The sequence below is a fragment of the Rhodococcus rhodnii NBRC 100604 genome (genome assembly GCF_001894925.1).
In the GTDB taxonomy this organism is placed as follows: domain Bacteria; phylum Actinomycetota; class Actinomycetes; order Mycobacteriales; family Mycobacteriaceae; genus Rhodococcus_F; species Rhodococcus_F rhodnii.
Map to the genome: position 1 here is coordinate 1 of NZ_BCXD01000023.1, position 13607 is coordinate 13607.

The 13607-nt window shown below is 70.1% G+C and carries 14 protein-coding genes; 8 read left to right on the forward strand and 6 right to left on the reverse strand.

The genetic code is table 11. The features are described from left to right. Positions 1-46: 46 nt before the first annotated feature. Positions 47-346: a DUF4193 domain-containing protein gene (locus tag RR1_RS16060; protein ID WP_010836472.1), complete on the reverse strand. Its 300-nt coding sequence runs from the start codon at positions 344-346 to the stop codon at positions 47-49. Positions 347-741: 395 nt separating this feature from the next. Between RR1_RS16060 and cei the strand changes: the two genes are divergently transcribed. Continuing rightward, positions 742-1413: an envelope integrity protein Cei gene (cei, locus tag RR1_RS16065; RefSeq protein WP_010836473.1), complete on the forward strand. Its 672-nt coding sequence runs from the start codon at positions 742-744 to the stop codon at positions 1411-1413. 27 nt (positions 1414-1440) lie between these two features. Here cei and RR1_RS16070 read toward each other — a convergent pair whose 3' ends face one another. Beyond that, on the reverse strand, positions 1441-2334 hold the full coding sequence (locus tag RR1_RS16070) for an inositol monophosphatase family protein (RefSeq protein WP_010836474.1): 894 nt from the start codon (positions 2332-2334) through the stop codon (positions 1441-1443). Between the two features lie 117 nt (positions 2335-2451). Between RR1_RS16070 and ppgK the strand changes: the two genes are divergently transcribed. After that, positions 2452-3204 (forward strand): polyphosphate--glucose phosphotransferase, encoded by a 753-nt coding sequence (gene ppgK / locus RR1_RS16075; protein WP_010836475.1) that lies wholly within the window; start codon positions 2452-2454, stop codon positions 3202-3204. 205 nt (positions 3205-3409) lie between these two features. Then, complete coding sequence (locus tag RR1_RS16080) at positions 3410-4819, forward strand: RNA polymerase sigma factor (RefSeq protein ID WP_010836476.1); 1410 nt, start codon at positions 3410-3412, stop codon at positions 4817-4819. A gap of 37 nt (positions 4820-4856) precedes the next feature. On the opposite strand, the gene RR1_RS16085 is transcribed toward RR1_RS16080, so the two are convergent. Then, positions 4857-5816, reverse strand: a complete 960-nt coding sequence (locus RR1_RS16085; RefSeq protein WP_010836477.1) for an L-lactate dehydrogenase — start codon at positions 5814-5816, stop codon at positions 4857-4859. 60 nt (positions 5817-5876) lie between these two features. Beyond that, the gene (locus RR1_RS16090) at positions 5877-6269 is read right to left on the reverse strand and encodes a DUF952 domain-containing protein (protein ID WP_051111004.1); all 393 of its coding nucleotides are present in this window, start codon (positions 6267-6269) and stop codon (positions 5877-5879) included. 212 nt (positions 6270-6481) lie between these two features. On the opposite strand from RR1_RS16090, the gene RR1_RS16095 reads away from it, so the two are divergent. Next, positions 6482-6676: a DUF7455 domain-containing protein gene (locus RR1_RS16095; RefSeq protein WP_040772109.1), complete on the forward strand. Its 195-nt coding sequence runs from the start codon at positions 6482-6484 to the stop codon at positions 6674-6676. 136 nt (positions 6677-6812) lie between these two features. Here the strand turns inward: RR1_RS16095 and RR1_RS16100 are convergent, their stop codons facing one another. Then, a complete protein-coding gene (locus tag RR1_RS16100) occupies positions 6813-8621 on the reverse strand; it encodes a DEAD/DEAH box helicase (protein ID WP_010836480.1) in 1809 nt (602 codons plus the stop codon). Between the two features lie 162 nt (positions 8622-8783). Here RR1_RS16100 and RR1_RS16105 point away from each other — a divergent pair, with 162 nt between their 5' ends. Beyond that, positions 8784-10037, forward strand: a complete 1254-nt coding sequence (locus RR1_RS16105; protein ID WP_081634061.1) for a YihY/virulence factor BrkB family protein — start codon at positions 8784-8786, stop codon at positions 10035-10037. Positions 10038-10044: 7 nt separating this feature from the next. Here RR1_RS16105 and RR1_RS16110 read toward each other — a convergent pair whose 3' ends face one another. After that, positions 10045-10278, reverse strand: a complete 234-nt coding sequence (locus RR1_RS16110) for a DUF3039 domain-containing protein (RefSeq protein ID WP_040772100.1) — start codon at positions 10276-10278, stop codon at positions 10045-10047. 130 nt (positions 10279-10408) lie between these two features. Here RR1_RS16110 and RR1_RS16115 point away from each other — a divergent pair, with 130 nt between their 5' ends. From RR1_RS16115 to RR1_RS16125, 3 genes are all read left to right on the forward strand, one after another. After that, a complete protein-coding gene (locus tag RR1_RS16115; protein ID WP_010836483.1) occupies positions 10409-10756 on the forward strand; it encodes a DUF3099 domain-containing protein in 348 nt (115 codons plus the stop codon). Between the two features lie 41 nt (positions 10757-10797). Beyond that, positions 10798-12315, forward strand: coding sequence for a DUF7782 domain-containing protein (locus tag RR1_RS16120; RefSeq protein WP_010836484.1), 1518 nt, complete (start codon positions 10798-10800; stop codon positions 12313-12315). Positions 12316-12499: 184 nt separating this feature from the next. Continuing rightward, positions 12500-13471, forward strand: coding sequence for a sigma-70 family RNA polymerase sigma factor (locus RR1_RS16125; protein ID WP_010836485.1), 972 nt, complete (start codon positions 12500-12502; stop codon positions 13469-13471). Positions 13472-13607 lie beyond the last annotated feature (136 nt).

Genomic DNA, 13607 nt, shown 5'->3' on the forward strand with positions numbered 1-13607 from the left:
CCGTCGTCGTACCGGTGAGTGGTCGGTGCCGGTGAGAGTGTCGCCCTCAGGCGCAGTCGCGGCACAGCATGTCGTTGCTGTCCTCGTCCGCCAGCCGGCTGCGGTGATGGACCAGGAAGCAGCTCGAGCACGTGAACTCGTCCGCCTGCTTGGGTACCACGCGCACCGACAGCTCCTCACCCGACAGATCTGCACCGGGGAGTTCGAACGATTCGACGGTCTCGCCCTCGTCGACGTCGACGACGGCGGACTGAGCTTCGTTCCGACGCGCCGTCAGCTCCTCGAGCGAATCCGCCGACACCTCGTCGGACTCGCTGCGGCGCGGGGCGTCGTAGTCGGTTGCCATAGTTGTGCCTACCTCTTCTTGTCGTTCCTGCCCCGGCGTGGGCTCCCGCCGGCGCGTGGTGAGCGAGCCGCTCGGCCCTGTCGACGCCCCTGGTCTCCGAGGAGTGCCCGGCAGTCGGGGCCCCTGCTCGACCACGACTCGCGTCGTCCCATGAATCGGGCGGGCAGACAGTAGCCCACCGCGCTCGGTGCCGGATATCCGGGCCGTCACCCCCACGAACGCGCCGGTCACAGCGGTTGTTCCCGTCGAACCGGGGTGAGCTGCGACACGCCGCCCGGTGCGTGGCGAACGGTTGTCCGCCGACCCGGGGCGGCGCTCTAGAGTAGGAGCGCGCAGCACCCCGCTGCGGCAGGGCACGCGCGCGGCGCGCACCGACCGAACGAGAGGCGACTCGGGTGGTTTCACTCATCACGGAAGGCAGTGCGACCGACGATCAGGGCCGCCCGTTCCGCCGGCGGCGGATCGTGCCGATCGTCGTGCTGCTGTGCGTGTTCGCGCTCGTCGCGGTCGTCGTGTGGATCCGAGTGCTCCAGCACGAGGAGCAGGCGGCCCAGGCCGTGGCGTGCAACGCTCCCCCGCCCGCGACCGATCCCGCAGCGCCCACCCTCGGCGAGCACGTCGACAGCGACGAGCTGGCCGACGTCACTCCCGCGTCGCCGTCCTCGACCCAGGTCCGCGTCTACAACGCGAACGGCGAGGCCGGGCAGGCCTCGACCGTCGCGTCGGAACTGACCAACTACGGATTCACCAACGCCCCCGACGTCCAGGCGGGCAACGACCCGATCTACACCGACCAGAACCTGCAGTGCCAGGGGCAGCTCCGGTTCGGGCCGAACGGCGAGTCGGCAGCGAGCGCGGTCTGGCTGCTCGCCCCCTGCGCCGAGCTCATCCGCGACGAGCGGCAGGACGCGACGGTCGACCTCGTGCTGGGCACGTACTTCCGCAACCTCTCCCCGAACTCGGACGCGCAGGAGGTGCTCCGCGCGCTGCAGGAGACGGCGCCCGGCGACGGTCCCGCACCGCTCGATCCCGATCTGCTCGCCGCAGCGCGCGCCGGCCGCTGCTGACCCGAACCGCCCGGCGGACGGCGCCGCTCACGCCGGGATCGGCGCGTCCGTCCCGAGTTCGGTGAACACCTTCGCGAGTTCGTCGGCGATACCCGGTGCCGCCGCGACGACGAGCCGTCCGTCGCTGCCGGGCGCGGTCGCCGCCGGGACGCGCACCGCCGCTCCCGCCTCCTCGGCGACGAGCGCGCCCGCAGCCCAGTCCCACACGCTCAGACCGTGCTCGTAGTGCGCGTCCGTACGTCCCGACGCGACCATGCACAGGTCGAGCGCCGCGGAGCCGATGCGCCGGATGTCGCGCACTCGCGGTAGCAGCGCCGCGACGAGTTCGCCCTGACGTGCCCGACGCGCCGCCGAGTAGGCGAATCCGGTGGCGACGAGAGCGAGCGAGAGATCGTCGACCGGGTTGCACGTGAGCGCGACGCGCTCACCCGCCGCGGTGATCGCCGTGGCCCCCGAGCCCCTCGCCGCGCAGTACACGGTGTCCGCGACGACGTCGACCACCGCGCCCGCGACCGACACTCCCCCGACCTGCGCGGCGACCGACACCGAGTACGCGGGGATTCCGTAGAGGAAGTTGACCGTGCCGTCGATCGGGTCGACCACCCACGTCACGCCGTCGTCGGATGCCGCACCGCCGCCCTCCTCCCCGAGGACGGCGTCGCCGGGACGTCGCTGCGCGAGCAGCGATCGCACGACGTCCTCGGACTCGCGATCGGCCACCGTGACGGGGTCGGTCGCCGACGTCTTCGCCGACACCGTCTCGCTCGTCGCGTGCGCCGTTCCGGCGAACCCGAACAGCTCCCCGCGGCGGCGGCGGACGTGGTCTGCGGCCGTGCGCGCGATCTCCACCGCGACGTCGCGCAGTGCTCCGACGTCGAGGCCCTCGGTGTCGGGACGGGTGGTCGGAGGGGGTGCGTTCACGCCTCCATCCGACCACACTCCGCCGGGCCGCGGTGAGGATGCGTGCGGCGTCGATCCGCTCCGGCTCCGCGCGTGCCGCACTAGGCTCTACGTCAGCCGACGACAGGAGAAACCGCAATGGGGACGACAGGGTTCGGAGTCGACGTGGGGGGCAGTGGCGTCAAGGGTGCCGTCGTCGATCTCACGACCGGTGAGCTCGTCGGAGACCGCATCAAGATCCTCACTCCGCAGCCCGCGACGCCGATCGCGGTCGCCGAGACCGTCGCGCAGATCGTCGCGCAGGCGGAGTGGACGGGTCCCGTCGGCGTGACGCTGCCGAGCGTGATCACGGGCGGGATCGTGCGGACCGCCGCGAACATCGATCCCAGCTGGATCGGCACGGACTCGCGCGCACTGTTCGCCGACGCACTCGGCGGGCGCGAGGTCACCGTCCTCAACGACGCCGACGCCGCGGGCATGGCCGAGGACGAGTACGGCGCGGGCAAGGACGCCACGGGCGTGATCATCCTGCTCACGTTCGGGACCGGCATCGGCTCGGCGATCCTCCACAACGGCGACCTGGTGCCCAACACGGAGTTCGGCCACCTCGAGGTCGACGGCAAGGAGGCCGAGCACCGCGCGTCGTCGGCGGTCAAGGAGGCCAAGGAGTGGGGCTACAAGCGATGGTCCAAGGAGGTCTCGCGGGTGCTGTCGGTCTACGAGGCTCTCCTGTGGCCCGATCTGTTCGTCGTCGGCGGCGGAATCAGCCGCAAGCACGAGAAGTGGATTCCGCATCTGACCAACCGCACGCCCGTCGTGCCGGCGCAGCTGTTCAACACGGCCGGTATCGTGGGCGCGGCGCGTGCTGTGACGTCCGGCGTCGCACCGTGACGGTGCCCGGTGCACCGCACTCGCGGTCGCACTGCCGATTCCGATCGCATCCCGACGCCGCCCGTACGGGTCGTCGTTGCAGCGCCGCGCGATCTGCTCGTTACAATGAAAGAGCCCGGCTGCGCGCCGGCCGAACCAAGTAGACCTCTCCGCCGGATGATCACTCTGGCGTGACGCCGCACGAGACCGTCACGAAAGGGCGTACGTGGCAGCCACCGATACACGTCAGACCGCAGATCCGGATTCACTGGGCGGCAGCGATCCGCAGGATCGGCAGTCGCAGGAGTCGACGGCGACGACGAACGGCACCGCCGAGGCGGCCAAGAAGGCGCCGGCGAAGAAGGCGGCCGCCAAGAAGGCTCCCGCGAAGAAGGCGCCGGCGAAGAAGGCGGCCGCCAAGAAGGCTCCCGCGAAGAAGGCGCCGGCGAAGAAGGCTCCCGCCAAGAAGGCCGCAGCGAAGAAGACCGCCGCCAAGAAGGCGACGTCCAAAGCGAAGGGCGACGGCGAGGGCGACGAGAACCTCGAAGAAGTCGAGCTCGGCGATCTCGAGGTCGCCGAGGGCGAACTCACCGAGGTCGAGGTCGAAGACGAGGTCGAGGAGCCGTCCGAGAAGGACAAGGCGTCCGGCGACTTCGTGTGGGACGAGGAGGAGTCCGAGGCGCTGCGACAGGCCCGGAAGGACGCCGAGCTCACCGCGTCCGCCGACTCCGTCCGCGCGTACCTCAAGCAGATCGGCAAGGTCGCGCTCCTCAATGCCGAGGAGGAGGTCGAGCTCGCCAAGCGGATCGAGGCCGGCCTCTACGCCACTCAGCTCATGGCGGAGTACACCGAGAAGGGCGAGAAGCTGCCGGTCGCGCAGCGTCGCGATCTCAACTGGATCTGCCGCGACGGCAACCGCGCGAAGAACCACCTCCTCGAAGCGAACCTCCGTCTCGTCGTCTCGCTCGCGAAGCGCTACACCGGCCGCGGCATGGCCTTCCTCGACCTCATTCAGGAAGGCAACCTCGGCCTGATCCGTGCCGTCGAGAAGTTCGACTACACCAAGGGCTACAAGTTCTCGACGTACGCCACGTGGTGGATCCGGCAGGCGATCACCCGCGCGATGGCAGACCAGGCGCGCACGATCCGTATCCCCGTCCACATGGTCGAGGTCATCAACAAGCTCGGCCGCATCCAGCGTGAGCTGCTGCAGGATCTGGGCCGCGAGCCCACTCCCGAAGAGCTCGCGAAGGAAATGGACATCACGCCCGAGAAGGTGCTGGAGATCCAGCAGTACGCGCGTGAACCCATCTCGCTCGACCAGACCATCGGCGACGAGGGCGACAGCCAGCTCGGCGACTTCATCGAGGACTCCGAGGCGGTCGTCGCCGTCGACGCCGTGAGCTTCACGCTGCTGCAGGATCAGCTGCAGTCCGTCCTCGAGACGCTCTCCGAGCGCGAGGCCGGCGTCGTCCGGCTGCGGTTCGGCCTGACCGACGGCCAGCCCCGCACGCTCGACGAGATCGGGCAGGTCTACGGCGTCACGCGTGAGCGCATCCGCCAGATCGAGTCGAAGACGATGTCGAAGCTGCGTCACCCGTCGCGCTCGCAGGTGCTACGCGACTACCTCGACTGACGCGCGAGAACCATCACACTCGGAGCGGCTCGGCCTGTCACAGGCCGAGCCGCTCCTGTGTCTGCTGCAGTGTCGCGGCGGACGCGTGGAGAGCGGCTCGTTCCTCGTCCGAGACCGGCACGTCGAGAACCTGGCGTGCGCCGCGCGCCGAGACGACGGTCGGCAGCGACAGGCACACACCGTCGATGCCGAGGGCGCCGTTCTGCAGCGTCGAGACCGGCAGAATCACCCGCTGATCGCGGAGGATCGCCTCGATGATGTGGACCGTCGACAATCCGATCGCGAGATTCGTCGCGCCCTTGCCCCTGATGATCTCGTCCGCGGCGTCGACGACCGAGCGTGAGATCGCCTCGCGCTCGACCTCGTCGAAGACGCGTCCGGTGTCGGTGCGGTACTCGGTGAGCGGCGTTCCGCCGATGATCGCGCTCGACCACAACGTGATCTCCGAATCCCCGTGTTCCCCCACGATGTACGCGTGGACGTTGGAGACGGCGAGGTCGACGCGCCGTGCGATGAGATAGCGCAACCGGCTCGTGTCGAGCAGGGTGCCGGAGCCGAAGATGCGGGAGCGATCCCCGCTGCCCGCCCGCAGCGCCGCCATCGTCACGATGTCGACCGGGTTCGTCACGAACAGCAGGATCGCTCCCGGAGAGTGCTGCAGCAGTTGCGGCGTCAGCGCCCGCGTCATCCGGACGTTGGCCTCCGCGAGCTCGAGGCGGCTCTGGCCCGGTCGCTGTTTCGCGCCGGCGGTGACGACGACGATGTCCGAGCCCGCGGTGATCGCGACGTCGTCGGAGCCGATCACCTGAGCGCCCGGAACGAACTGCGAGCCGTGCCCGAGATCGAGGACCTCGGCTCGCGTGCGTGTCCCGTCGATGTCGTACATCGCGATGACACCGGCGCTGCCCCGGATCAGCGCGGCGTACGCGATTGCGACGCCGACGCTTCCGGCGCCGACGATCGAGACCTTCGATACCTGATTCGCTGCGGTGCCCATGCGCCCATCCTCACCGCACCGCCGCTCGAGCGCGGCGGAATCCGGTAGTGGCCGCCCCGCTCACGTCTCGCGCGGTGGAAACCGTCCGTCCGGGCCGGGCGGGTACGGCTCGGCCCGGATCACGGCACCGAGCGGCAGCGGGCCGTAGAGATGCGGGAACCGCGCGTCCGCCGGATCGTCCGCCACGCCCGGCTCGAAGCGCACGGGCGCTCCCAGTCGCGCGGCGTCGAGCGTGAGCAGCACGAGGTCGTTCCGGCCCCGGAACAGCCGATCCGCGGGAAGGTGCACCTGGTTCGGCGTCGACAGGTGGACGAACCCGTCGGCCGCGAAACCCGGTGGCCGCCGTTCGCCGTCGCGCCGCAGCGCCGACCACTCCGACTCGCTGCACAGATGCACGAGCGGAGTTCCGCCACTCGCGTCCGGGAAGACCTCGACGTCGCTGAGCCCGTTCACGGCGCCGAGCCTAGTGCGCTGTGAGCGAACCCGCACCGAGGAGATGCCCTGATCAGCGGGTTTCGACAACGTGACGACCCCGACATACGCGGATGGGAACAACGCGTGAACCCGAAACGTCTGACAGAGTGGAAGTACCGCGGCACCCGACGCGGCGGACCCGGCCCCAAGGGCAGACGGTGGCGAACACCGCGAGCCAGTACGGAGGAGTCATGCCCGGAACGATGACCAGTCCCCCATTGACCGCTACGGATCGCTGCGACCGCTGCGGAGCAGGCGCGAAGGTTCGCGCGTTGCTCCCCTCCGGAGGAGAGCTGTTGTTCTGTGGCCATCACGCCAACGAGCACTCCGATCGCCTGCGTGAACTGAAGGCGACGATCGTCGCGGACGAGAGCGCGGCGGTCTGATCGTCCGGGTGCCGCAGCACCCCTCTGAAATCGGCGACGGGCCGGTGAGAGTTCGCTCTCACCGGCCCGTCGCCGTTTCGTGTTCCCTACCGTTCGTGTCCGCTACCGTTCGTGACCCCGTCACCGAGCGGGGCGATCACCACTGCCGCAGCGTCGCGATCCGCGTCGTGAGCTGATCGACCGACGCGATCGCCGTCGGCGGCCCGCCGCACACCCGCCGCAGCTCGCCGTGGATCACGCCGTGGGGCTTGCCAGTCCGGTGATGGTGCATCGCCACGAGCGAGTTGAGTTCCTTGCGCAGCGACGCGAGCTCGCCCGCCGCCGCGACCCGCTCCGACACGTGTGTGGGCGGCGCGACCGGTTCGGGCGCGGCGGGAGCGTCGCCGGCGGTCGCGTCGATCTGCTCCTGTTGCCGCCGGCGCAGCAGCGCCCGCATCTGGTCGGCGTCGAGCAGCCCCGGCAGTCCCAGATAGTCGGCCTCCTCGTCGCTGCCGGAGAAGGTGGCCGTCCCGAAGGACGAGCCGTCGTAGATCACCTGATCGAGTTCGGCGTCGGCGCCGATCGAGGTGAACGCCTTCTCCTCCTCGCCGGGCTCGTCCTTCTGCGTGTTGGCGTCCGCGAGGAGGTCGTCCTCCCAGCCCTCCTTCTCGCGGTGCGGCTTGCCGAGGACGTGATCGCGTTGCGTCTCGAGCTGGCTCGCGAGGTCGAGCAGCACCGGCACCGACGGCAGGAAGACCGACGCCGTCTCGCCCTTGCGCCGGGATCGGACGAACCGGCCGATCGCCTGCGCGAAGTAGAGCGGGGTCGACGCGCTCGTCGCGTACACGCCCACCGCGAGGCGCGGAACGTCGACACCCTCCGACACCATGCGGACGGCGACCATCCACTTGCGGTCGTTCGCCGCGAACTCGGCGATGCGGCGCGATGCAGTCGGATCGTCCGACAGGACGACGGTCGGTTCCTCGCCGGTGAGCGATTCGAGCGTCTGCGCGTACGCACGAGCCACCGTCTGGTCGCTCGCGATGACGAGCCCACCGGCGTCGGGCATGCCGCCGGCGCGCAGTTGGCCGAGCCGGACGTCCGCGGCGTGCAGCACGGACGGAATCCACTCGCCGTTCGGGTCGAGGGCCGTGCGCCACGCACGGGCCGTCTGCTCGGCGCTCAGCGGCTCGCCGAGCCGCGCCGAGAACTCCTCCCCGGCGTTGTTGCGCCACCGCGCTTCACCCGAGTAGGCGAGGAACACGACCGGCCGCACGACGCCGTCGGCGAGCGCGTCGGCGTACCCGTACGAGTGGTCCGCGGCCGACCGCATGAGCCCTTCCGCGTCGGGCTCGTAGTTCACGAACGGGATGGGGCTGTCGTCGCTGCGGAACGGGGTGCCCGTGAGAGCGAGCCGCCGGGTCGCGTCGCCGAACGCCTCTCGGATCGCCTCACCCCAGCTGCGGGCGTCGCCGCCGTGGTGGATCTCGTCGAGGATCACGAGCGTGCGCCGCGACTCGGTGCGCACGCGATGCTTGAACGGATGGGACGCGATCTGCGCATACGTCACGACGACGCCGTGATAGTCGCTCGACGTCTGACCCGTCGAATTGGAGAAGCGCGAATCGAGCGCGAGCCCCACACGCGCCGCGGACTCGGCCCACTGGTGCTTCAGGTGCTCGGTGGGTGCCACGACCGTCACCTGGTCCACGGTGCGATCGGCGAGCAGCTCGGACGCGACGCGCAAGGCGAACGTCGTCTTGCCCGCGCCCGGCGTCGCGACGGCGAGGAAGTCGCGCGGCTTCGTCGCGAGGTACTTGGTGAGCGCACGACGCTGCCACGCACGGAGCGCACCTCTCGCCGCAGCGGGTCGTTGTTCGCCGTCACCTGCGGCGATCGGGTCCACGGCAGCACTGATCACCGGTCCGGCGGACGAATCCGGCCGGACATCGCTTTCACTCGACATCGCGGTGCAGCTTATCGCCCACGGGTGACTCCCCCGGCACCGCGACACAGGTGGGATGAGTCATCCGACAGCGCGACCGGTGGTGAGGACCGCGACACGCAGGCCGGGGGCACGGGGCGCCTCCCACGCCGTCGCGAGCGTGCTGGAACGATGGACGGCGAGATGAGTGCCCCCGACGCCTCCCGGTCCGCCGGACGGCTCGCCTCGCCTTCGGGTGGCGAGCGAGTCCGTCGTGGGCCGTTCCGTACGGTGTGGCATGTCGTGGCCCGCACGGCGGTCAAGGCCTGGGGCGACTCGATCTTCGGCAAGGCGGCCGGCGCGGCGTTCTGGCAGACGCTCTCGCTGCCACCGCTCCTGCTCGGCCTGCTCGGCATGCTCGGCTACATCGGCGATCTGTTCGGACCCGACACGCTCGAGATCATCCGCAGCAAGATCGTGACGTTCAGCGGCACGGTGTTCAGCGAGAACGTCGTCGGCGACATCATCGGCCCGACGATCGACGACATGCTCGCGCGCGGCCGCGCCGGGATCGTGTCGATGAGCTTCGTGCTGTCGCTGTGGGCGGGCTCGTCCGCGATCGCGACGTTCGTGGACGCGATCTGCGAGGCCCACGGCCAGCTCGATCACCGCAACCCGATCTGGCAGCGGATCTTCGCGTTGCTGCTCTACGTGGCGTTCCTCGTGCTCGCGGCGTTCACGCTGCCGCTCGTCGCGCTGGGCCCCGCGCTGATCACGCAGATGCTGCCCGAGTCGTGGCGCGACACCGGCGCGCACCTGATCGACTCGTTCTACTATCCGGCCGTCTTCCTGCTGCTGCTCGTCGGGCTGACCACGCTCTACAAGCTCGCGCTGCCCCGCACCCTGCCGTGGCACCGACTGTTGGGCGGCGCGCTGCTGGCGGGCGGGTTCTTCCTCGCGGCGAGCATGGTGCTGCGCCGATACCTCGCCTGGGTGACGTCGACGGGCTACACCTACGGGGCGCTCGCGACACCGATCGCGTTCCTGCTGTTCACGTTCTTCCTGGGCTTCGCCGTCGTGCTCGGCGCCGAGTTCAACGCGACGATCCAGGAGACGTGGCCGGCACGCGCCACGCGCATCGAGCAGGTCCGCGGCTGGATCGCGACGCACGCCGTCGACAGCGAGGACGCGAGCGGGCCGCTGACGACACTGACGTGGAAACTCGTCACCGGCCCGATGGCGCTGGAGCGCACCGGGGCGGCCTATCCCAGCGTGCCGGTCGAGGCGGGCCCGACACCGCCCCGGGCCGAGGGCGGGAGAATCGACGGCGACAGCACCGATGGCGAGAGCACCGACCGCGCGCACCGCGCCGACACCGAGCACGACGCCGAGAGCAGCGAGAACCCGGAACCCCGGGCCGGCTCGCAGGACACGCGCCCGGGGTCCACGTCCGCGTGAGGGCCGGTCAGCCCTTCTTCATCTTGTCGTAGACCTTCTTGCAGTCGGGGCACACGGGCGATCCCGGCTTCGCCGACTTCGTGACGGGAAACACCTCGCCGCACAGCGCGACGACGTGCGTGCCCATCACGGCGCTCTCCGCGATCCTGTTCTTCTTCACGTAGTGGAAGACCTTGGGCGCGTCGTCGTCGGTGGTCTCGTCCGTGCTGACGTCGGGACGTTCCTTGGTATCGGTGCTCACACGTCGATGATGCCGCACCCGCCCCGACTCGGCCAGCGCCGCCCGGCCCGCGAGGGCGCGCCGGTCGATTCCGTCGCAATATCCGTACCCCACTGGTCACGGCAGCGCGGGAGGTGCCACAGTAGAAGCCATGGCACGATACGGCGCATCCCACGAGGAAGGGTCGCCCGGCAACCCCGTACTCATCACCGAAGCCGAGGCCTCGTTCGAGGATCAGCATCGGGCACGAGTGCGGAAGTACCTGACGATCATGGTCTTCCGGTTCCCGGCGCTCATCTTCGCGGCGATCGCGTACGGGATCTGGGCCAACCCGTGGGTATCCATGGGAATCATCGCGTTGTCGATCCCGCTGCCGTGGGCGGCGGTTCTCATCGCGAACGATCGGCCGCCGCGCCGCGCGAGCGAGCCCAGCAGGTACGACGGGCGTTCCGACGCACCCGCGCTCGAATCGCAGCGGCCGTACACGATCGACGGCTGACCGCCACGCGACACGGCGCACCGCCACGCGATGATGGAGCGGTGACGACACCCGATCCCGATCCCGATTTCGATCCGGCGCTGCTCGTCGAGCTGTGCCGGCCGTTGCGCGCCGCGTTCGAGCGCACCGCGTTCACGACCGATGCCGTCGCCGCGATGCTCGGCGACGACGCCCACGCCGCGCTCGGCCGCGGCGAGCCCGTCCCGGTGCGGCTCGCGTGCTCGGGCGAACTGGGCACGCTGATCCGGCTGTTCCTGCTCGCCGACGACGTCCTCGCCGAGGACGCGAGCGCGGCGCTCGCGCCGGTCTCGCTCACGAACGCCCTCGCCGCCGGGCTGCTTGCCGGCGACCCGACGCCCTCCGGCACCGTCCGCACGCTGCTCGACGTCCGTCCCGTCGATCTCGGCGGCGGCAACCGCTGGATCCTCGCCGACCTCGACGGCGCGCTGCGCCCGCATCTCTCGACGCGCGACCACGTACTCGGCGTCGGCCACGCCTCGGTGTCGCTGCTGCGCGCGATACCGGCGACACCCGTCGGAACCGTCCTCGATCTCGGCACCGGATCGGGCGTGCAGGCGCTGCGTGCCGTCGATCACAGCGAGCACGTGACGGGAACGGACGTCAATCCCCGGGCGGCCGCGCTCGCACGGGCCACGATGGTGCTCAACGGTGTCGCCGACGGCGACGTCGATCTCCTCACCGGATCATGGTTCGAGCCCGTGGCGGGACGCACCTTCGATCTCGTCGTCGCCAATCCGCCGTTCGTCGTCGGTGAGGGACGCGTCCACAACACCTATCGCGACTCGGGTCTCGATCTCGACGGCGCGAGCGCGATGGTGATCTCGCGCACACCGGACTTCCTCGCGCCGGGTGGCACCGCAGTCCTGCTCGCGTCGTGGCTGCACCGCCGCGACGAGGACTGGCGGCATCGCGTCGCATCGTGGCTGCCCGATCACGGCGTCGACGCGTGGGTCGTGCAGCGCGACGTCGCCGAACCGGCGCTCTACGTCGGGACGTGGCTCCGTGACAGCGGCGAGGACCCGCGAGACCCGGCCGCCGCCCAGCGCGCACTCGATTGGCTCACCCACCTGCACGCCGCCGACGTCGAGGGAATCGGGTTCGGGTTCGTCTTCCTGCGCCGCACCGATGCGCCGACCGACCTGCTCGCGGAGGACCTCACCCACGGTTTCGACGACCCGCTCGGCGACGAGGCCGCCGCGTACTTCGAGCGGGTCGCATGGCTGCGCGAGCACGACGTCCTGCAGTCGCGGCTTCGGCTGGCGCCGGCCACGGCGCTCGAACGTGTCTCCGTTCCGGGCGAGTACGGCTGGGACGAGCGCGTCGTGCGGGTCCACCGCGGCGACGGACCGCGGTGGCAGCACGAGATCGACGACCTCGGCGCGGCGTTGCTCGCGGGAATGAACCCGGGTGGGCTCGCGTTGGAGGAACTGATCGCGCTGCTCGCCGCGGCACACGATCTCGACTGCGGCGAGCTCGAAGCCTCGGCGGTGCCCCTCGTGCACGCACTGGTCCGGCACGGCATCGCACTCCCGGGGTGACGGTCCGACTTCGCCCCCGTCCCGGCCGCATCCGCGTTCCGGGCCGCGACGTGTTCTCAGTAACTTCTCAGGGCACCGAACGGGAACATGCAGGTCGAAGGCTTTTCGGTACGTGAGCGTCGGGAACTACGACACCCCTCGTGAGCGTTGATCCTTTCGAGACACCACGAACAGGAGGCAGGTCATGACAAGCCCCAGCACCGAGACTCGAGTTCGCCCCACCGCTGCCGATCTCGACGCGCAGAGCCCGGCCGCGGATCTCGTCCGCGTGTACCTCAACGGGATCGGCCGCACGGCCCTGCTGACCGCCGAGGACGAGGTCGAGCTGGCGAAGCGCATCGAGGTGGGGCTGTACGCACGTCACGTGCTCGCCACCCGCAAGCGGCTGTCGGCGGCCAAGAAGCGCGACCTCGCGGCGATCGTCCGCGACGGCGACCGCGCGCGCAGCCACCTCCTCGAAGCGAACCTTCGCCTGGTCGTCTCGCTCGCGAAGCGCTACACGGGTCGCGGGATGCCGCTGCTCGACCTCATCCAGGAGGGCAACCTCGGCCTCATCCGCGCGATGGAGAAGTTCGACTACGCGAAGGGCTTCAAGTTCTCGACATACGCGACCTGGTGGATCCGTCAGGCCATCACGCGTGGCATGGCCGATCAGAGCCGCACGATCCGGCTCCCCGTCCATCTCGTCGAGCAGGTGAACAAGCTCGCGAGGATCAAGCGCGAACTGCATCAGCAGCTCGGGCGCGAGGCGACGGACGACGAGCTCGCCGCCGAGTCGGGCATCCCCGCGGCGAAGATCGCCGATCTGCTCGATCACAGCCGTGACCCGGTGAGCCTCGACATGCCGGTCGGCAGCGACGAGGAGGCTCCACTCGGTGATTTCATCGAGGACTCCGAGGCGACGTCCGCCGAGACCGCCGTCATCGCGGGACTCCTGCACACCGACGTGCGCAGCGTCCTCGCGACGCTCGACGAGCGCGAGCAGCAGGTCATCCGGCTGCGGTACGGGCTCGACGACGGCCAGCCGCGCACGCTCGATCAGATCGGCAAGCTGTTCGGCCTCTCGCGCGAGCGCGTCCGGCAGATCGAGCGCGAGGTGATGACCAAGCTGCGGCAGGGTGACCGGGCCGAGCGCCTGCGCTCCTACGCGAGCTAGCGGAAGGACCTGCATCCCGGAGCGCTCGTCACACACCTGCGCGTCGTCAGCCGGGATGCTCCGCGGGAACCCCGCCCCGGATCCGATACCCCTCGGGATCCGGTGCGGGGTTCTCGTATGTCCGGGGCTCGTATCT

Bases quoted from the DNA above. Each gene is read 5' to 3' on its own strand.
- RR1_RS16060 (WP_010836472.1), bottom strand. From the start codon at position 346: ATGGCAACCGACTACGACGCCCCGCGCCGCAGCGAGTCCGACGAGGTG.
- ppgK (WP_010836475.1), top strand. From the start codon at position 2,452: ATGGGGACGACAGGGTTCGGAGTCGACGTGGGGGGCAGTGGCGTCAAG.
- RR1_RS16085 (WP_010836477.1), bottom strand. From the start codon at position 5,816: ATGGGCACCGCAGCGAATCAGGTATCGAAGGTCTCGATCGTCGGCGCC.
- RR1_RS16095 (WP_040772109.1), top strand. From the start codon at position 6,482: ATGCCCGGAACGATGACCAGTCCCCCATTGACCGCTACGGATCGCTGC.
- RR1_RS16100 (WP_010836480.1), bottom strand. From the start codon at position 8,621: ATGTCGAGTGAAAGCGATGTCCGGCCGGATTCGTCCGCCGGACCGGTG.
- RR1_RS16105 (WP_081634061.1), top strand. From the start codon at position 8,784: ATGAGTGCCCCCGACGCCTCCCGGTCCGCCGGACGGCTCGCCTCGCCT.
- RR1_RS16115 (WP_010836483.1), top strand. From the start codon at position 10,409: ATGGCACGATACGGCGCATCCCACGAGGAAGGGTCGCCCGGCAACCCC.
- RR1_RS16125 (WP_010836485.1), top strand. From the start codon at position 12,500: ATGACAAGCCCCAGCACCGAGACTCGAGTTCGCCCCACCGCTGCCGAT.